The 18,946-nt window shown below is 54.4% G+C and carries 16 protein-coding genes; 4 read left to right on the forward strand and 12 right to left on the reverse strand.

Annotated elements, in window-relative coordinates; genetic code table 11:
• Nucleotides 1-174 precede the first annotated feature (174 nt).
• The 4 genes from GSQ70_RS02190 to GSQ70_RS02205 form a co-directional block, all read right to left on the reverse strand.
• On the reverse strand, nt 175-405 hold the full coding sequence (locus tag GSQ70_RS02190; protein ID WP_158780738.1) for a hypothetical protein: 231 nt from the start codon (nt 403-405) through the stop codon (nt 175-177).
• Nucleotides 406-646: 241 nt separating this feature from the next.
• Nucleotides 647-1,573 (reverse strand): AAA family ATPase, encoded by a 927-nt coding sequence (locus tag GSQ70_RS02195; RefSeq protein ID WP_158780739.1) that lies wholly within the window; start codon nt 1,571-1,573, stop codon nt 647-649.
• A 10-nt stretch (nt 1,574-1,583) separates the two neighbouring features.
• Nucleotides 1,584-3,626, reverse strand: a complete 2,043-nt coding sequence (locus GSQ70_RS02200) for a Mu transposase C-terminal domain-containing protein (RefSeq protein WP_158780740.1) — start codon at nt 3,624-3,626, stop codon at nt 1,584-1,586.
• Between the two features lie 2 nt (nt 3,627-3,628).
• Nucleotides 3,629-3,865, reverse strand: coding sequence for a helix-turn-helix transcriptional regulator (locus tag GSQ70_RS02205; RefSeq protein WP_158780741.1), 237 nt, complete (start codon nt 3,863-3,865; stop codon nt 3,629-3,631).
• Between the two features lie 135 nt (nt 3,866-4,000).
• On the opposite strand from GSQ70_RS02205, the gene GSQ70_RS02210 reads away from it, so the two are divergent.
• Together GSQ70_RS02210 and GSQ70_RS02215 are read left to right on the forward strand one after the other, a co-directional pair.
• The gene (locus tag GSQ70_RS02210; protein ID WP_233268233.1) at nt 4,001-4,624 is read left to right on the forward strand and encodes a helix-turn-helix domain-containing protein; all 624 of its coding nucleotides are present in this window, start codon (nt 4,001-4,003) and stop codon (nt 4,622-4,624) included.
• A 247-nt stretch (nt 4,625-4,871) separates the two neighbouring features.
• Nucleotides 4,872-5,180 carry a hypothetical protein gene (locus GSQ70_RS02215; RefSeq protein ID WP_158780742.1) on the forward strand — a complete coding sequence of 103 codons (309 nt, stop codon included), beginning with the start codon at nt 4,872-4,874 and terminating at the stop codon, nt 5,178-5,180.
• Nucleotides 5,181-5,234: 54 nt separating this feature from the next.
• On the opposite strand, the gene GSQ70_RS02220 is transcribed toward GSQ70_RS02215, so the two are convergent.
• The 3 genes from GSQ70_RS02220 to glpE form a co-directional block, all read right to left on the reverse strand.
• Complete coding sequence (locus GSQ70_RS02220; RefSeq protein WP_158780743.1) at nt 5,235-5,993, reverse strand: DeoR/GlpR family transcriptional regulator; 759 nt, start codon at nt 5,991-5,993, stop codon at nt 5,235-5,237.
• Nucleotides 5,994-6,029: 36 nt separating this feature from the next.
• On the reverse strand, nt 6,030-6,851 hold the full coding sequence (gene glpG, locus GSQ70_RS02225; RefSeq protein WP_158785174.1) for a rhomboid family intramembrane serine protease GlpG: 822 nt from the start codon (nt 6,849-6,851) through the stop codon (nt 6,030-6,032).
• Nucleotides 6,852-6,919: 68 nt separating this feature from the next.
• Nucleotides 6,920-7,246, reverse strand: a complete 327-nt coding sequence (gene glpE, locus GSQ70_RS02230) for a thiosulfate sulfurtransferase GlpE (RefSeq protein WP_158780744.1) — start codon at nt 7,244-7,246, stop codon at nt 6,920-6,922.
• 229 nt (nt 7,247-7,475) lie between these two features.
• Here glpE and glpD point away from each other — a divergent pair, with 229 nt between their 5' ends.
• Nucleotides 7,476-8,984 (forward strand): glycerol-3-phosphate dehydrogenase, encoded by a 1,509-nt coding sequence (gene glpD / locus GSQ70_RS02235; RefSeq protein ID WP_158780745.1) that lies wholly within the window; start codon nt 7,476-7,478, stop codon nt 8,982-8,984.
• Nucleotides 8,985-9,091: 107 nt separating this feature from the next.
• Here glpD and glgP read toward each other — a convergent pair whose 3' ends face one another.
• From glgP to glgB, 5 genes are read right to left on the reverse strand one after another with little or no spacing between them, the layout of a single operon-like run.
• Complete coding sequence (glgP, locus tag GSQ70_RS02240; RefSeq protein ID WP_158780746.1) at nt 9,092-11,539, reverse strand: glycogen phosphorylase; 2,448 nt, start codon at nt 11,537-11,539, stop codon at nt 9,092-9,094.
• Nucleotides 11,540-11,560: 21 nt separating this feature from the next.
• Nucleotides 11,561-12,994: a glycogen synthase GlgA gene (gene glgA, locus GSQ70_RS02245; protein ID WP_158780747.1), complete on the reverse strand. Its 1,434-nt coding sequence runs from the start codon at nt 12,992-12,994 to the stop codon at nt 11,561-11,563.
• Between the two features lie 58 nt (nt 12,995-13,052).
• Nucleotides 13,053-14,339, reverse strand: coding sequence for a glucose-1-phosphate adenylyltransferase (glgC, locus tag GSQ70_RS25715; protein WP_199257213.1), 1,287 nt, complete (start codon nt 14,337-14,339; stop codon nt 13,053-13,055).
• Nucleotides 14,340-14,351: 12 nt separating this feature from the next.
• Nucleotides 14,352-16,337, reverse strand: coding sequence for a glycogen debranching protein GlgX (gene glgX, locus GSQ70_RS25720; RefSeq protein ID WP_199257313.1), 1,986 nt, complete (start codon nt 16,335-16,337; stop codon nt 14,352-14,354).
• Nucleotides 16,337-18,520, reverse strand: a complete 2,184-nt coding sequence (glgB, locus tag GSQ70_RS02255) for a 1,4-alpha-glucan branching enzyme (protein WP_158780748.1) — start codon at nt 18,518-18,520, stop codon at nt 16,337-16,339. The genes glgX and glgB overlap by 1 nt, the downstream gene beginning before the upstream one ends.
• 45 nt (nt 18,521-18,565) lie before the next feature.
• On the opposite strand from glgB, the gene GSQ70_RS02260 reads away from it, so the two are divergent.
• A complete protein-coding gene (locus tag GSQ70_RS02260; RefSeq protein WP_158780749.1) occupies nt 18,566-18,757 on the forward strand; it encodes a hypothetical protein in 192 nt (63 codons plus the stop codon).
• Nucleotides 18,758-18,946 lie beyond the last annotated feature (189 nt).

Consider the following 18,946-nt stretch of genomic DNA (forward strand, 5'->3'; position numbering starts at 1 on the left):
TGATTTTCTCCGTTAATACACTTAGCTTTAAGTTGTAATTGATTAAACTGCGCCGCCAGACCCACCGCATAATTAACGGCACTGGTGGCAATATTCATTTCTGATACGGTGTGATTATCAGGACTGACTATAATCTCAGGGCTAACCACAAAACCCGACGCGCCACAGTCAACGTCAATGTATATTCTGACGCTCATATTCAGCCTTGCGCTCCCGACTTGCTTTACACGATGCGCAGTTGCACTCTTCTGAACGCTTGTCAAAGTCACTCACCAGGGCTTTGATTGCGGCAATCATTGCTACCAGATGCGTATCTTCACGCGGAGTACGTTCTCCACCCCCTTTAACATCAAATTCCATACGCTCACTATATTCAGTAATTATTACTTCAAGTTTTGCCGCCATAATTAGCTCCATATAACCGTACAACCGCCAATAGAGGACGTCCGCTGAACGCTGCAAACGCCGTTAGATTTCTGATACACCTCATTACAGGGCCATACTGGCCCGCATGCTGGAGGGATGGCATACACCACCGGGAGACTCTTATGCATACCGGTTACACGCCCACCATGAGTATTGATCTCAACCTTTGCGCGTGAACGCGCACAACACATTGCTGTTTTATCCATGATTTAAATAATCCTCAGTGAATTAGCATTGCTGCGTAACTTTCAATTAACGTCAGAGAAATACCACTCTCATTCAACACGCTGGCCCGCGCCACACCCCGCGCCAGCTTAAACATGCGCCGGTAATTACCTTTAGAGTGTTTCAGGAATGCTTCCGCTATTCCCGGTTTATTGCCTGAATCACCTACCTCATCCGGTAACAGGCTGGCCAGTATGGCGTTGAAGTCTTCAACTTCTGACTTCCCCTTATGGGCCTCAAGGTCAAGCGCCATACCAACGCGGCTATAGAGCTGCGCATATTCCCCGCGAGAACCTTTGAGGTTAATCAGCAGGCGAGGCATACCCGCCAGAACGATGGCCACACCTGAGCGGTCATGTACGCGCCTGAGCACCTCCAGCGCCTTATAAGGCAGTAACTCAGCCTCATCAACCAGCACCAGCCAGCCCTTGCCGCTGAGCGCCTGTATACACTCCTCGCTCAGCTCATGAATATTGCCGTTCTTCCTGACGCCCAGGCGTTCACACAGCGATTGCAGCAGGACTTTAGCCGTGCAACCCGGATCGGCTTCAATCAGGATCACGCCCTTATTCGCGCTGTTGGCCCGCACATACTCCTTGAGCACCATGCTTTTACCCATGCCTGCAGGCCCGTAGATCACGCCGATATCACCGTCGCTGTGGGTGTTGCTGATTAACCCCAGCGCCAGCCTGGCGAGTCGGGTGGGTACAAATGTGGCTTTCACCTCGCGGCGTCTGGCGCGTTCATCTTCGCGGCTCAAAAAATCACGCAGCGTGGCTTCAATGTTTTCAATGTTGCCGTTGTAAGAGCCTTTCAGATACTGAGAAATGGTCGCACCGCTCAGCCCTGTTTTATCGGCAACCTTGCGCTGGGTGTAGGAGGATGCCTCCAGCAACTGGATTAGTTTTTCTCTGACCTGCATTTAAATATCCTTAGCGGTGATTACCGGCTTTCTTTAAATCGTATTCACGTTCAGACTCAAATAAATAAACTTTCTCAGGTTCTTTATTTATTTGAGGTGCCGAGAAGAGGCTTAAATCAATTTCAGGCTTCTGCTCAATAACAGGCTGAATCTCTTCTTTCTTGCGGCGCACCTTGTCCTCAAGGTTTTTAACGCTGTTTTTAACGCGCTTCTCTTTAAGCTGATCGATACGTGCTTTCGGGAAGGCATCGACCTTGTTACCGTTCCAGATGGCATCACAAATCCAGCTGCCATCCATGCGCCGCACGATAACGGTGTTGGGGTCATGAATGTCATAGCATACCCGAACCTTTTCGCCCTCAACGCAGGCCAACTCCGTACTGAAATACAGGTTTTTGAACAACTGAATTTCACCGCGTCTGGCCGTACAAATCTCCTCAGGCCTGAACATCTCATGCAGTTCAGAGTTAGTCAGATACTGGATCTCTTCCTCTTCCTGCTTAATAACATGATTGCGGTAAGCCAGAGGTGACCAGTGTTTACCGCGTTCACGTTCGGGCAGACTGCTGTGAGGACGGTTATTATGGCGCTCAACCTGACTCTCGATCTCCGCGACCAGCTCCCGCATCGTTGGCACCTTGCGCATGGCTGACGCCTGAACCTGGTTAAGCTCCTTGCCTTTTTCAATGGCGTTAATCGCTGAATCCACCGCTTTTCGGTACTTACGTTGCGTTTCCCGGTCACCAGATTTACCCACCCAGGAACCAAACGCCATTGCTGCCCGCTTTGGAATTTCCTGGTTAAGACGCTCGATAATACCGCGACCCTGCGGGTTGCCCGGAATACCGGTCGGGTGCTCAATGCCCAGGCGGGAGAAAATACCCGTTATTTCAGCATCAAATACCCGGTTTTTTTCACCACCGCCGTTATCGGAGTAATACATCAGCGGCAAGCCGTACTGTGATATGCCATGCCGTATTGCATCGCCAACCGCTATCTGACTTTCGGACATTGCCAGACTCCAGCCAACCACCACGCGAGTCCGGGCATCAATAACGAGTGTGATCTCCGGCTTAAACGGTTTACCCGTAATGGGATTGATCACTTCCATTTTCATACCGTGGCCATCACCGACCCACACACCATTAACAGGCAGTTTCGACCAGTCGCGCCGCACGAACGGCAGGTACTTCTTGTATTCGGCCCCCGTTACACGCCCGCGATGAAGCTCAGCAACCGGTAGCTTACTCAGTGCATAACGCACCATGTCGGGCTTTGGCAGCATGGACAGCATGGTCTCATTGCCCGCGTTAATTTCATTCCATTCCTTTTTAAACTTCTCATAGGCCCCTGAAACAGTAGGCTGATTGGGATCGCGCCAGTGCCTCATAAAATCAGGCATCCATGAATACTGGAAAACCTCTTTTTTCTTCGCCTGGCCGGGGGCCATAATCGCCAGCCGTTCACCAGAGTGTTGCGTGGCTAAATAGTCTGACAGCCATTGCTGCAGGCTACTTTTCCCAACCCCGCGCCGGGTTGAACCTTTACGGGCATTGGCGATGTCAGCCGCCAGCTGAACGCGCTCAGGCAAAGTGCCGTTCTGCGACTCAGTGGCGACAAACTCCACCGCCGCCTTGCGGGTGCTGCCTAATGTATCCATCAGCCTGAGCACTTCCTGAGCCAGCACCATACGCGCATCGGCAATTTTCTTTTGCTTCTCGGTCAGCTTATTAACCTTGCGCTCAACCAGCGCCGGACACTGCCGCAATAACACCAACTCCTGACGAGATTTAATGCCAACCGACCTTGCAACCGGCACCTGAGCATCACCCGCTTCAGCAGAAGCCAGCAGCCTACGCGCGGCCTTCGCCCTGACGATCTCACGCGCCTGCTCAGGCAGACAATCAACGTGGTATTCAAATGCTTTTGTACCTTTGCGGCGGCGCATTAATTCAACAGAATCACCAGCCAGCTTATTCAGAGTGAACCTCAGCCCCTGAACCGTACCCGGCAATCCCGGCAAGCCCATTAACTCATTCACCGTAACAAACATAACTACGACGCCTTACGCACATAACGACTTGGCCAGATGCAGGCCGGATCTATATTTAGTGCATCAGCAATGATGCGCTCCCCTTTAGGGTATGAGCGATGCAGGGCATTTTTAAGCGTGTCAGGTTTCAAACCCGCACCCTCTGACAAGCCGCGCATTGTCACGCCACGCTTGTGCAGCGCTGCGACAATGTCGATCCGGTGCCAGTCACTACTAATTACTTCTTTTCCGTTCATCATTCGATTACCCTTAAAAGTTAACCGTACGGATAACACCACAGGCTTATCCGTTGGGATAAGTATTGATCCAAATTTCACACATGTAAAGCAAATTTCCCACTTTCCTTGGTGTTTTATCTGCGTTTTGAGTGGAATTTGAATCAACCCTATGAAATCAATTACTTATCGGTAAAGAAAATGGAGTATAGAAAAGAAAATAAATTTGCTTTTGATGAGGCGAGAAAAGAAAGCTTCATTGGAAGACTTAAGCAGCTGATAGGAAGCCGAAGTGTCAGGGCTTCAGCTAAGGAGTGGGGGCTATCATTTTCTACACTTAATAACTACATTACACGCGGCACAGAGCCTTCGTTCGTAGCTATGCAAGCTATAGCGCATGCGGAGAGGGTGTCTTTAGACTGGCTGGCATTTGGTACTGGTGACGCTAAAATGAATCACGGTGGTGCTATTGAAGCTGATGAGAATCAATCAACGCAGACCACACCCGCTTTACCTCTCCGCGATAGGTGGGTGGCTGTATTTGATTCGCTTGAAACCAAAGATATTGAGGCTTTACTTAAATTGATTTATAGCCGCGGGGTGCTAGGCGTGATTTCACTAGCCGGAGTTGCTAATGATCTGGATCAGATGCTAGTTGGTCTGCCGGAAGAAGAGAAGGAGCGCCTCATGGCTCTGCATGAAGCCAAAAAAGGGGCATCTGAAAACAGTGAGTTAGACATCACCCAAAGCCCAGCATCCGACGATAAGAGGCAGGCCAGTTGAAACGAGTATAGAATGGCACTCCTATCTTGTTTGTGCTGGGCAATACCGATTTGATATGACAATAATCAAAACCCTTTTAAACGCCTTTTAAACTAGATCAAACTACAATCATTCCAGTCCAGAATCTGATGCAAAAAAATCACTTTTTTATCATTTTCTCGTGACGAGTCCAGAATCTCTGAAATCACTGTAAGCCGCGCCGCCAAAGGGCTGTCGGCTAATCAGATGCTGCCCAAAGAGTCCAGAAATGATTACCACCCCACATACGTTAGTGCTGGGGTTTTTTATTGGCGCACTACAAGGGGGATTAGCATCAGGATTAACCCCTGCGTTTTCTGAGCTGTATCCCACGGCCTTTCGCGCCAGCGGAGCGGGGTTTTGTGCCAGTTTTGGCAGAGGCTTTGGTTCGTTGATGCCAGCCTTTGTTGGGGTACTTTCTTCCCATTTTCCACTGGGCGTGACCATGGGTAGCCTTGCTATCGTCGCCTATGTGCTGGCATTCGCGGCGGCGCTTTGTCTGCCGGACGCTACCGGCGTTGATTTACAGGAAATCTGACCAGAGAGCTGTCGTCAAAGGGGATATTCTGTACCACGACGACAGCGGTTCCGTTCAGCACAATTCCAGATGCACTTCGTGCTGTTCAATGGTTTTCAGCACGCCGGGCGGCGGCGTTTCATCAGTGAACAGGTAGTCAATCAGGCTCATATTACCCAGGTTAACCATCGCATTCCGGCCAAATTTCGAGTGGTCAGCCACCAGCATCACGCAGCGCGAGTTCTCGATAATCGCCCGCTTGGTGCGCACTTCGTGGTAGTCAAAGTCCAGCAGCGAGCCGTCCATATCGATGCCGCTGATACCGAGGATGCCGTAATCAAGACGGAACTGTGAGATATAGTCCAGCGTGGCTTCTCCCATAATGCCGCCATCGCGGGTCCGGACTTCCCCACCAGCAACAATCAGGCTGAAGTCGGGCTTCGACATCAGCAGCATCGCCACATTGAGGTTGTTGGTCACCACCCGCAGGTTATTGTGGTTCAGCAGCGCATGGGCCACCGCTTCCGGCGTAGTGCCGATATCAATAAACAGTGAGGCACCGTCCGGGATCTGGCTGGCAACGCGCTGGGCGATACGGGCTTTTTCGGCCGACCACATCATTTTACGATCCTGCCAGGCGGTATTTTCCGAGCTGGAAGGCAACGCCGCGCCGCCGTGGTGACGCTGAATTTTGTTCTGCTCCGCCAGGTCATTCAGGTCGCGGCGGATGGTTTGCGGGCTGACGGTAAAATGATCCACCAGCTCTTCAGTACTGACATACCCCTGACGGCGCACCAAATCGATAATGGCGTCATGACGTTGCGTCTGCTTCACAAAGCTCTCCTGTTTGTCGACCTGCTTATTTTTGCTTTAGGATCTTTTCTTCTGTCGGGTATCGACAAAGGCCATCGCCAGGCCGACCAACAGGCCAGTGACGTGCGCTGCATTGGCTATCGAGAGGCCAAACCAGCCCATGTATCCCACCACCAGCCAGATAATGGCGAAGGCCATCAGGCCCCGTTCCAGATGGATGCCGCTCTGCGGATCGCGCTCGCCGCGCAGCCATGCGTAGCCCATCAACGCATAAACCGCGCCAGACAGGCCGCCGAACATTACACCGCTGTACTTCGCCTGCATCCAGCCACTGAGCAGCGCAGAGATCAGCAGGATGACAAATAATTTACCGCTGCCGAGCCGTTTTTCAATCGCCCCGCCGAGATACCACCACCACAGCAGGTTAAAGACGATATGCAGCAGAGAAAAGTGCAGCAGTGCGTGGGTAAACCAGCGCCACAGCTGGAAGTGCTGATCCGCATCTGGCCAGGCCAGCCAGGTCATCACCGTCCGGAAGCCCAGGATTTGCATCAGGATGAAGACCACAATACAGGCGGCCATTACCGCCAGCGTCAGCGGTCCTGCACGCTCGCGGATATTGGTCATCAACGAAGTGCTCTGGTAGTGGATGCCGCTGCGGGTGGTGCCGGAATGCCAGCTGGCCGCCTGATAACGGGGATGATTGGGGTCGCGGATAAACTGGTTAAGTTCGTTTTCGACCAGATTCACTTTCGAATCATCATCCAGCCACACCGTGTAGTGGTTATCAGACTCAATCCGGAGCTGGATGCCGCGGGTCGCCATATAATCCACAAAGGCCTGCGCCATGCGGGGATTGGAAAACTCAGTAATGCGCATCATCGCCTGCAAAAGTCCCTGTTAATTAAACGGTATCAGTATACCGCACTATTTTCACCGCAAGATGACTACGCACCAGACTCAACCTGCTGCGGGAACTGTACGCGCCAGGCTTCAAAGCCCCCATCAATGCTGTAAACCTGTTCAAAGCCCTGAGTCAGCAGATACTGCGCGGCACTTTTGCTGCTGTTGCCGTGGTAGCACATCACCAGCAGCGGCGCGGTTAAATCCGCCTGCGCAATAAAGGTATTCAGCGAGTTGTTGGTCAGATGAAACGCGCCGCTGGCATGGGCGGCATCAAAGCTTTGCGGGTCACGAATATCAACCAGCAGAGCCTGACCGTCGGTCAGATGTGCCTGCGCCTGCTGCACGCTGATGCACTCAAATTGTTCCATGGTGGGTTCTCGTCAAAAGGGGACAACTAAGGCTTATTGTAACGCGAACCCGGCTGACAATAACCCAACAGAGTGAAAGGTTAACACTGTTTTCTGCGCTCAGTAATGTTACCTGGATCACGCATAAATGTTTTTATTCGGTTAACGCTGGCGTCGATGTTGGTTTGCGATTATTATTATGCTCGAAAACGAACATTTAAGAACTATTCCGAACATCGGAGGAGATGACGTGGAAACCAAAGACTTGATCGTAATCGGCGGCGGCATCAACGGCGCTGGCATTGCGGCTGATGCTGCAGGACGCGGCCTGTCTGTGCTGATGCTGGAAGCGCAAGATTTGGCGTGCGCGACCTCTTCCGCCAGCTCAAAGTTGATCCACGGTGGCCTTCGCTACCTGGAGCATTACGAATTCCGTCTGGTCAGCGAAGCGCTGGCAGAACGTGAAGTACTGCTGAAAATGGCGCCACATATTGCTTTCCCAATGCGCTTCCGTCTGCCGCATCGTCCGCATCTGCGTCCGGCGTGGATGATTCGCATTGGTCTGTTTATGTACGATCATCTGGGCAAACGCACCAGCCTGCCGGGCAGTAAAGGGTTGCGTTTTGGCTCAGATTCAGTGTTAAAGCCTGAAATCGTGCGCGGTTTCGAATATTCCGACTGCTGGGTGGATGATGCGCGCCTGGTGGTGCTGAATGCTCAGGAAGTGGAAAAGCGCGGCGGCGAGGTTCGTACCCGCACTAAAGTGACCCGTGCATGGCGTGAAAACGGCCTGTGGACCGTGGAAGCGGAAGATGTCGATACCGGTAAAACCTTCACCTGGCAGGCAAAAGGCCTGGTTAACGCGGCTGGTCCGTGGGTCAAGCAGCTGTTCGATGACGGGCTGAAGCTGAAATCGCCTTACGGTATCCGCCTGATCAAAGGCAGCCACATTGTGGTGCCGCGTGTACACACGCAGAAGCAGGCTTATATCCTGCAGAACGAAGATAACCGTATCGTGTTTGTGATCCCGTGGATGGACGAGTTCTCCATCATCGGTACCACCGACGTGGAGTACAAAGGCGATCCGAAATATGTCCATATTGACGAAAAAGAGACCTCCTATCTGCTTAACGTGTTTAACAACCACTTTAAGAAGACGCTGAGCGTCGATGACATCGTCTGGTCTTACTCCGGCGTGCGCCCGCTGTGTGATGATGAGTCAGATTCACCGCAGGCTATTACCCGTGATTACACTCTGGATGTGCGCGACGACAACGGTCAGGCTCCGCTGCTGTCTGTGTTCGGCGGCAAGCTGACGACTTACCGTAAGCTGGCCGAACATGCGATGGAAAAACTGGCGAAGTACTATCCGAAAGCAGGCCCGGCGTGGACCAAAACCTGCGTACTGCCAGGCGGTGATATTGCCGGTAACCGTGAAGACTACGCCGCCAGCCTGCGCCGCCGCTATCCGTTTATCACTGAGCCAATGGCCCGTCACTATGCGCGTACCTACGGCAGCAATACCGAAGTGCTGCTGAAAGATGCGAAGAGCCTGGAAGATCTGGGTGAGCTGTTTGGTCACCATTTCTACGAAGCGGAGCTGCGCTACCAGGTGCAGAACGAGTGGGTACGTGAGCAGGATGATGCGCTGTGGCGTCGCACCAAAGAAGGGATGTGGCTGAACGAAGAGCAACGTGCCCGCGTGGGTGAGTGGCTGGCCCAGCACGGTAAGAAACCGGCGCTGTCACTGGCTTCCTGATCTACCCTGCACGAAATAAAAAAGCTGGCATCTGCCAGCTTTTTTTTCATCTGTCATACCCCCCGAAAGCGCCATCCATGACGGCTTTCAAACTGATGACCCGCCGCCTACAGCCGAACCGGCTTAATACCCCAAATCTCGTCGGCGTACTCCTGAATGGTGCGGTCCGAAGAGAAGTAGCCCATATTGGCGATATTCAGCAGCGCACGGCGCGTCCACTCTTCCGGATGACGATAGAGTTCATCCACCTTATCCTGGGTATCCACATAGCTGCGGTAGTCGGCCAGCAGCTGGTAGTGGTCACCCAGATTGACCAGTGAATCAAAGATATTCCGGTAGCGGCCCGGCTCCTGCGGGCTGAACAGGCCGGTGGCGATCTGCGTCAGCGCCTGATGCAGTTCAGCATCCTGCTCATAATACTTGTGCGAACTGTAACCCTTGCTGCGCAACTCTTCGACCTGCGGGGTGGTGTTGCCGAAAATGAAGATATTCTCTTCACCCACGTGCTCCAGCATCTCGACGTTGGCCCCATCCAGCGTGCCAATAGTCAACGCACCATTCAGGGCAAACTTCATGTTACTGGTACCGGAGGCTTCCGTCCCCGCCAGCGAGATCTGCTCTGAAAGATCCGCCGCCGGAATAATGATCTGCGCCAGACTCACGCTGTAGTTAGGGATAAACACCACCTTAAGCTTGTTCTTCACCTGCGGATCGCTGTTGATCACCTTTGCCACATCGTTGATCAGGTGAATAATATGCTTGGCCATGTAGTAAGCCGAAGCGGCCTTCCCTGCAAAGATATTCACCCTGGGCACCCAGTTCGCTTCCGGATCCTCTTTTATCCGGTTGTAGCGGGTAATAACATGCAACACGTTAAGCAGCTGACGTTTGTATTCATGGATACGCTTGATCTGCACATCAAACAACGCCTGAGGATCGATAACGATATCCAGCTTTTGCGCGATAAATTCAGCCAGCCGCTTTTTGTTGTGCAGCTTGGAGTCGCTGATTTGCTTGAGGAAGCTCGGGTAATCGATATGCTGTTTCAGCTCATCCAGCTGGCTCAGCTCGGTACGCCAGTTACGCCCGATAGTGTCATCCAGCACTTCTGACAGCGTAGGATTTGCCAACGCCAGCCAGCGACGAGGGGTCACCCCATTAGTTTTATTGCAGAAACGGCCAGGGAACAGGGCGGCAAAATCAGCAAACAGCGATTGTACCATCAGGTTTGAGTGCAGTTCTGAGACGCCGTTAACCTTATGACTGACTACCACCGCCAGCCACGCCATACGTACCTTGCGTCCGTTAGCCTCATCAATGATTGAAATACGCGACTGCAGATCCCAGTCATCCGGGTAGTAATCCTGAACAGTTTTGAGGAAATAGTCGTTGATATCAAAAATAATCTGCAGGTGGCGTGGCAGGATCTTGCCGATCATATCCACCGGCCAGGTCTCCAGCGCTTCCTGCATCAGGGTGTGATTGGTGTAGGAGAACACCTGACAGGTCACTTCAAAGGCATCGTCCCAGTTGAACTTATGTTCGTCGATCAGCAGCCGCATCAGTTCCGGGATCGCCAGCACCGGGTGAGTGTCATTCAGGTGGATGGCAATTTTATCTGCAAGATTGTCAAAGGTCTGGTGCATGATCCAGTGTCGGTTGAGGATATCCTGCACCGTTGCCGAAACCAGGAAGTACTCCTGGCGCAAACGCAGCTCGCGTCCTGAATAGGTTGAATCATCCGGATAGAGCACGCGCGACACGTTTTCCGAATGGTTTTTATCTTCTACCGCAGCAAAGTAATCCCCCTGATTAAACTTACCAAGGTTGATTTCATTACTGGCCTGCGCGCCCCACAGCCGCAGCGTGTTGGTTGCGTCGGTATCAAAACCGGGAATAATCTGGTCGTAGGCCATCGCCAGCACTTCTTCCGTCTCCAGCCAGCGGGCACGGTTGCCCTCATGCTGAATACGGCCGCCGAAACGCACTTTATAGCGGGTGTTAAAACGCTGAAACTCCCACGGATTGCCATACTCCAGCCAGTAGTCCGGTGATTCAGCCTGCCGTCCGTCAATGATGTTCTGCCTGAACATGCCGTAATCGTAGCGGATACCATAGCCGCGACCGGGCAGCCCCAGGGTGGCGAGGGAATCCAGGAAACAGGCAGCCAGTCGTCCTAAACCGCCGTTGCCCAACCCTGGGTCGCTCTCTTCTTCGATAAGCTCTTCCAGATCGAAGCCCATCTCCTCCAGCGCGGCCCTTGCATCCTCGTAGATACCCATCGCCAGCAGAGCATTCGACAGGGTCCGCCCGACCAGGAACTCCATCGACAGGTAGTAAACCTGACGCACATCCTGCGACAGCTGCGCACGATTAGAGCGCAGCCAGCGTTCGACCATGCGGTCACGCACGGCCAGCAGCGTGGCATTCAGCCACTCATGCTTGTTGGCAACCGACGGGTCTTTACCAATAGTAAACATCAGCTTATAGGCAATCGAATGCTTTAATGCGTCCACGCTCAGCGTGGGGGCGGTATAGATGAAAGGTGCGTTCATATCAAATTTCCTATTTCCTGATTACAACAGACGTTGATAGAGATCGCGGTAGGCCACAGCGGCCACCTGCCAGCTAAAATCCATCCCCATCGCCTGACGCTGAACATAGCGCCACAGTGATGGCCGGGACCACAGAACAAAAGCACGCCGGATAGCCCGTAACAGCGACCAGGCATTGCTGTCTTCAAACACAAAACCGCTGGCAATACCGTCTGCCAGGTTTTCCAGCGAGCTGTCATTCACCGTATCTGCCAGCCCGCCGGTACGCCGCACCAGCGGCAGCGTGCCGTACTTCAGACCGTACAGCTGGGTCAGCCCGCACGGCTCAAAACGACTTGGCACCAGGATGATGTCCGCGCCCCCCATAATGCGGTGCGAGAACGCTTCGTGATAACCGATCTGCACGCCCACCTGGCCAGGATATTCGGCAGCAGCAGCGAGGAAACCCTGCTGCAATACCGCATCGCCCGCGCCCAGCAACACCAGCTGGCCGCCCTGCTCAAGCAGGCCTGGCAGCGCTTCAAGTACCAGATCCAGCCCCTTCTGTTTAGTCAGGCGGCTGACGACCGCAAACACCGGCACCCTCTCATCAATCTTCAGGCCCATGGTAATTTGCAGCTGCCGTTTGTTCTCCTGCTTGGCCTCCAGCACATCACGGTTGTAGCGCGCGGTCAGCAGCAGATCCTGTGCCGGATCCCAGATTGAGGGATCGACCCCGTTCAGGATCCCGGTGAGCCGCCCTTCCAGCTGACGCTGTTTGAGCAGATCTTCCATGCCATAGCCAAACTCCGGCAGGGTAATCTCACGGGCATAAGTCGGGCTGACGGCCGTAATATGATCGGCATAGAACAGCCCCGCTTTCAGATAGGAAATCTGGTTATAAAACTCCAGCCCGTACATATTGAAAAACGATCTGGGCAGCTGGATCTCATCCAGATGATGCGCTGCGAACAGCCCCTGATAGGCCAGGTTGTGCACGGTGAACACCGATTTTGCCGGTCGCCCCCTGACCGCCAGGTAAGCGCAGGTCAGTCCTGCATGCCAGTCATGCGCATGCACGACTTCCGGACGCCATAAAGTATCTAACCCACAGGCGATTTCACAGCCCATCCACCCCAATAGTGCAAAGCGCAGATAGTTATCCGTATAGGCAAACTGTGACTCATCGTGATATGGGCTGCCGGGCCGATCGTACAGGCCCGGCGCGTCGATCAGGTATATTCCCACCCCATCATATTCTCCAAAGAGCAGATCGACCGGGCCTGCAAAAGTCTGCAGCCTGGCAACCACCTGAGTGTCCGGAATGCCCTTTTTCAAATCGGGAAAGGCAGGAAGCAGGACTCTGGTATCCACACCTTCCGCAATCTGCGCCGCCGGTAATGCCCCAACAACATCAGCAAGCCCGCCCGTTTTAAGCAGCGGAAAAATTTCTGAACAGACATGTAAAACCTGCATTATCGGCTCCTTTGACTCAGTTCTGACGCGATCCACCGCATCGGACATTTATGCTTTTTCAATTACGCCATCCCAACTTCGCCAGCATGCTGCGCGTGACCAGCACAATCCCCTCTTCCGAGCGGTAAAACCGGCGTGCATCGTCATCCGGATTCTCCCCGATGACCGTTCCTTCCGGTAACTCACAGGCGCGGTCAATCACGCAGCGACGCAGGCGACAGGATCGCCCCACCACCACATCCGGCGAGAGAACAGAGGATTCGATATTGCAGAAGGAGTTAATCCGCACTCGTGAAAACAGCACTGAGTTCACCACCACCGAGCCGGAGATAATGCAACCTCCTGACACCAGTGAGTTCATGGTCATGCCGTGACTACCGGATCGATCCTGCACGAATTTCGCCGGAGGCAGCGGTTCCATATGAGTGCGGATCGGCCAGTTACGGTCATACATATCCAGTTCCGGCGTGACCGAGGCCAGATCCAGATTAGCTTTCCAGTAAGCCTCCAGCGTCCCGACATCACGCCAGTACGGGGGCGAACTTTCATCGCTCTGCACGCAGGAAATGCCGAAGGAGTGAGCCAGTGCTTCTCCGGACTCAACTATCTTCGGCAGAATGTCTTTGCCGAAGTCATGGTTAGACTCAGGTAGCTTCAGGTCATCTTCCAGGAGCTGGTACAGGTAGTCGGCGTTGAAGGCATAAATGCCCATGCTCGCCATTGCCTGGGTTTTATCCCCCGGCATAGGCGGTGGATCGGCAGGTTTTTCCAGAAATTCGGTGACTTTATAATCGTCGCCCACCGCGATGATGCCAAAAGCACTGGCCTCTTCAATCGGCACCGGCAGGCAGGCGATGGTGCATTTCGCGCCGTTTTCCACGTGGTCCAGCAGCATGCGCGAGTAGTCCATTTTGTAGATATGGTCCCCCGCGAGGATCACGATGTACTCCGCCTGATAGCGCCGGATAATATCGAGGTTTTGCGTCACGGCATCGGCCGTACCGCGGTACCAGTGTTCGGTAGAAAGGCGCTGCTGAGCGGGCAGCAGATCGACAAACTCGTTCATCTCCTCGTTGAGAAACGACCAGCCGCGCTGGATATGCTGTACCAGCGTATGCGACTGATACTGAGTGATCACCGCGATCCGTCGGATCCCGGAGTTAAGACAATTCGACAGGGCAAAATCGATGATGCGGAATTTCCCGCCAAAATGAACGGCAGGTTTGGCACGCTTGGCGGTAAGGTCTTTCAGCCTCGTACCGCGTCCACCTGCCAGAATGAGGGCTACAGTTTGTGTTGGCAATTGTCTTGCCAGCATCAGGGGATCGTTCTTATCAGTGACCATGTCTGACTCCTGTTATGATTGTTCCCGGAACATGCACACACCGTGGGCTGGTCCATGCCAGACAGTTAACAAAATCGGGTTATCATCCCCGGCGAAGGGCGGAATGGCATGCCAGCGCCCCTGAGGTAGAACAATATCGCTCACTTCTTCGGTGGCGTTTATGGTGAGAAGCCAGTGGCGTGACAGGCGGATCTGCAGACGACGTTCCCCCTGTTGCCACTCCTGCGCATTAAGCGGCTCTCCCTTCGGGCCGAGCCATTCAACATTTCCATCCTCTTCCTGCCACCAGCTGTCTCTGGTCAACGCCGGAATGCGTTTACGCAGACGGATCAGCGCGGCAGTAAAGGCAAACAACCCACTGTCGTTGTGCTGCCAGTCAAGCCAGGTCAGCTCATTATCCTGACAGTAGGCGTTATTGTTGCCGTGCTGGCTGTGGCCGTGTTCATCCCCGGCCAGCAGCATTGGCGTGCCCTGCGCCAGTAGCAGAGTGGTCAGCAGCGCGTGAACGCTGCGACGACGATGTTCCATTATCAACAACGGTGCATTCAGCCCTTCCACCCCGTGGTTATGACTGAAGTTACTGCTGCTGCCGTCGTGATTATCTTCACCGTTGGCTTCGTTGTGCTTCTGGTTAAAGCTGACCACGTCGCACAGGGTGAACCCGTCGTGAGCAGTGATCAGGTTGATACTGGCCGAAGGCAGCCGCCCGTCCCGCTGGAAAACATCGCTGGAGGCAGCAAACCGCCGGGCAAAGTCGCCATTGCTGATATCACCATGCAGCCAGTAACGGCGCATCACATCGCGAAAATGGTCGTTCCACTCAGCGAACGGCGGCGGGAAGTTCCCCACCTGATAACCTCCCGGCCCGATGTCCCACGGCTCGGCAATCAGCTTGCATTTCGACAGCAACGGATCGGCCTGAATCGCCCGGAAAAGCCCGGCGTCGCGCTGATAGTCAGGCATGCGGCCAAGCACCGTCGCCAGGTCGAATCGGAAACCGTCCACATGGCACGCTTCCACCCAGTAGCGCAGGCAGTCCAGCGTCCAGGTCATCACTTCAGGGTGACTGAGATTCAGCGTGTTCCCGCAGCCGGTCCAGTTTTGGTAACCACCCCGGTCGTTCAGCCAGTAATAACTTTTGTTGTCCACTCCGCGCTTCGACAGCGTCGGGCCGGTATCTTCCAGTTCAGCGGTATGGTTAAACACCACATCGAGGATCACTTCGATGCCTGCCGCGTGCAGTGATTTGACCGCCTGCTGAAACTCATTGCGCGGGTGAACGCTATCCACACCCGAAGCATAGCTGGCATTCAGTGCGTAGGGTGTCAGCGGGTTGTAGCCCCAGTAGTTACTCAGCCCCATCCGCTGCAGCCGCGGTTCATGGGCAAAACAGGCTACCGGCAGCAGCTCCAGGCTGGTAATGCCCAGCCTTTTGAAGTAGCTGACCATCACCGGATGGCCCAGCGCCGCATAGGTGCCCTGAATCTCCGGCGGAATACCCGGATGACGTTTCGTCAGCCCGCGCACGTGGGCTTCATAAATAACCGTTTCGCCCCACGGGATGCCCGGTGGCTGGTCGTCTTCCCAATCGAAATCATCCGCCAGCACCACGCTTTTTGGCGCAACGGCGGCGCTGTCCAGAGTATCGATTTCCCTGTCGCCACACTGGAAAGAGGGATGGTCAGTGACTTCACCCACCACTTCCCTGGCGCAGGGATCCACCAGCAGCTTGTGAGGATTAAAACGGTGCCCGGCTTCCGGCTGCCAGGGCCCGTGTACCCGATAACCGTAGCGCTGGCCGGGCTTCGCTGCTGGCAGGTAGCCGTGCCAGATATCGCCACTGCGGGCTGGCAGATCCTGACGGGTTTCGCGGCCCTGCTCGTCAAACAGGCACAGCTCCACCCGCTCAGCATGCTGAGAGAAAAGCGCGAAGTTAACGCCTTTACCGTCAAAAGCGGCCCCGACCGGGGAAGAATGACCACTCTGCAGTGGACTCATCATGCCTCCCTGACCAGCCAGACGGTCGCCAGCGGCGGCAGAGTCATACTCAGAGAGTGTTCACGGTTATGGCTCGGATGCGCATCGGTATGGATCACGCCCTGATTGCCAGTATTGCTGCCGTGATAGTGGCTGGAGTCGGTGTTCAGCACCTCGCGCCAGCGACCAGAATGAGTGACGCCAAAACGATAGCCTGGACGGGAAACTGGCGTGAAGTTACTGACGACAATCACTTCATTCCCGTCCCGGTCACGGCGCACAAAAACAAACACCGAGTTTTCAAAATCGTCCACCACCAGCCATTCAAAGCCCATTGGATCGAAGTCGAGCTGATGCAGTGCCGGGTAGTGGCGATAGGTGTGGTTGAGGTCGCGCACCAAACGCTGTACGCCGTGATGCCAGTTATCGTCCCCTTCCAGCAGGTGCCAGTCGAGGCTGACGTCGTGGTTCCACTCCTTGCCCTGGGCGAACTCGTTGCCCATAAACAGTAACTTCTTGCCGGGGAAGCCGAACATCCAGCCGTAGTAGGCCCGCAGATTGGCAAACTTCTGCCAGGCATCGCCGGGCATCCGATCGAGGATTGAACGTTTACCGTGCACCACTTCGTCATGGGACAGCGGCAGGACAAAGTTCTCGGTGGCGTTGTACAACATGCCGAAGGTCAGGTTGTTGTGATGATGTTTGCGATACACCGGGTCCAGCTTCATGTAATCCAGCGTGTCGTGCATCCAGCCGAGGTTCCACTTGTACCAGAAGCCCAGCCCGCCCATTTCCGGTGGCCGGGACACGCCTGGAAAATCGGTCGACTCCTCTGCAATAGTCACCGAGCCGGGAGCGGCATGACCTAGCGTGCGGTTGGTGTAACGAAGGAAGGAGATCGCCTCCAGATTCTCCCGTCCGCCAAAGTGGTTGGGAACCCATTCACCGGGCTGGCGGCTGTAGTCGCGATAGATCATCGAAGCCACCGCATCCACCCGCAGCCCATCAATGCCAAATCGTTCGATCCAGTAGAGCGCGTTGCCCGCCAGATAGTTGCTGACTTCGCGCCTGCCGAAGTTATAGATCAGCGTGTTCCAGTCCTGGTGATAGCCCTCGCGCGGGTCGCCGTGCTCATACAGCTCGGTGCCATCAAACGTTGCCAGGCCGAAGTCATCGGCAGGGAAATGCCCGGGCACCCAGTCCAGCAGAACGTTCAGACCGGCCTGATGGGCGACGGCGATAAAATTACGGAATTCGTCCCGCGTGCCGAAGCGCCGCGTTGGCGCATACATGCCGGTAGGCTGATAGCCCCAGCTGCCGTCGAAGGGGTGCTCGTTTATCGGCATCAGCTCCAGGTGAGTGAAGCCCATCTCTTTGGCATAAGGCACCAGCTGTTCGGCCAGCTCTTTGTAGCTGAGCCAGAAATTATTGTCGGTATGGCGTCGCCAGGAGCCAAGGTGCACCTCGTAGATAGAGATGGGTGCATCAAACTCATTGGCACGCCTGCGTTCCGCTGAAATTTCCGTTTTTGGCGGGATGCCGCAAATCATCGAGGCACTGTCCGGGCGCATCTGTGCTTCAAACGCATAGGGGTCAGACTTCAACCTGAGATGGCCGTGAACATCAATGATTTCAAACTTATAAAGCTGGCCCTGAACCGCACCGGGCACAAACAGCTCCCAGACGCCTGCCTCCTGGCGCAGTCGCATCGGGTGGCGACGGCCATCCCAGAAGTTGAAATCCCCTACTACCGATACCCGGCGGGCATTCGGCGCCCAGACCGAGAAGCGGGTACCGATCACGCCATCAATCACATCGGCATGCGCCCCCATGGTTTCGTAAGGCCGTAAATGGGTGCCTTCAGCCAGCAACCAGCTGTCCATTTCGGCCAGCAGCGGACCAAAGCGGTAGGCATCATCCACCAGGTTCTGCTGACCATGCCAGGTGACAGCCAGTTGATAACGAAAGGGCTTTTTCCGGCGCGGCACCACGCCATGGAAAAAGCCACGTGAATCAATACATTCCAGTTGAGCACACTTACGCCCGGTGTTGGTTTCAATGACCCAGACTTCGGTGGCATCCGGCAGTAGCGCCCGCACCTCCAGACCGTTTTCAGTCTGGTGCATGCCAAGGAGCGAGAATGGGTCTGCATAATGGCCGGAAATTAAAGCACTAATCAGCCGGCGATCCGTAAGCTCTGACATGTCTGTCTTCCTGTGATAGTTGGCAGGCGATCCCCTGAGCCAGAAATGGCAGGGAATGCACTGCTCTTCATTGAGCTAATAACACGCTATTTTTTAAGCATAGCCAGGGCGCAACTAAAGCCAGCACCGAATGCGGAAAAATGTTGTTTTCAGATCAAATTTTCGGGGATTAAAGGGGGATTACTGGAAATCAGGGAGAAAGCAGGTCACGGGAAAGATGTGGATAACGGTGTTTAAGGGCAGCTTGAGAACATGTGACAGGGCAGGAAGAGGAAACGTCGCTGCAGACCGGGTGGAAAGTCTGGAGGGGGAAGCGATGGTGTTGCTGTTTCGCAAAAGAAGCCATGCGTGGCTGTTCAGCAAATTCAGGGACTGGACAAAAATGATGACCAGTCCCGGTGAACCCACCTGCTGCACCAGGGCAGA

This window comes from Pantoea sp. BAV 3049, assembly GCF_009765445.1.
Lineage (GTDB): Bacteria > Pseudomonadota > Gammaproteobacteria > Enterobacterales > Enterobacteriaceae > Erwinia.

Coding starts and splice junctions, on each gene's coding strand:
- GSQ70_RS02215 (WP_158780742.1), top strand. CDS start 4,872: ATGATTACCACCCCACATACGTTAGTGCTGGGGTTTTTTATTGGCGCA.
- glgC (WP_199257213.1), bottom strand. CDS start 14,339: ATGGTCACTGATAAGAACGATCCCCTGATGCTGGCAAGACAATTGCCA.
- glgX (WP_199257313.1), bottom strand. CDS start 16,337: ATGAGTCCACTGCAGAGTGGTCATTCTTCCCCGGTCGGGGCCGCTTTT.
- GSQ70_RS02205 (WP_158780741.1), bottom strand. CDS start 3,865: ATGATGAACGGAAAAGAAGTAATTAGTAGTGACTGGCACCGGATCGAC.
- GSQ70_RS02260 (WP_158780749.1), top strand. CDS start 18,566: ATGGCAGGGAATGCACTGCTCTTCATTGAGCTAATAACACGCTATTTT.
- GSQ70_RS02195 (WP_158780739.1), bottom strand. CDS start 1,573: ATGCAGGTCAGAGAAAAACTAATCCAGTTGCTGGAGGCATCCTCCTAC.
- GSQ70_RS02190 (WP_158780738.1), bottom strand. CDS start 405: ATGGCGGCAAAACTTGAAGTAATAATTACTGAATATAGTGAGCGTATG.
- GSQ70_RS02200 (WP_158780740.1), bottom strand. CDS start 3,626: ATGTTTGTTACGGTGAATGAGTTAATGGGCTTGCCGGGATTGCCGGGT.
- glpE (WP_158780744.1), bottom strand. CDS start 7,246: ATGGAACAATTTGAGTGCATCAGCGTGCAGCAGGCGCAGGCACATCTG.
- glpG (WP_158785174.1), bottom strand. CDS start 6,851: ATGCGCATTACTGAGTTTTCCAATCCCCGCATGGCGCAGGCCTTTGTG.
- glgB (WP_158780748.1), bottom strand. CDS start 18,520: ATGTCAGAGCTTACGGATCGCCGGCTGATTAGTGCTTTAATTTCCGGC.
- glgA (WP_158780747.1), bottom strand. CDS start 12,994: ATGCAGGTTTTACATGTCTGTTCAGAAATTTTTCCGCTGCTTAAAACG.
- glgP (WP_158780746.1), bottom strand. CDS start 11,539: ATGAACGCACCTTTCATCTATACCGCCCCCACGCTGAGCGTGGACGCA.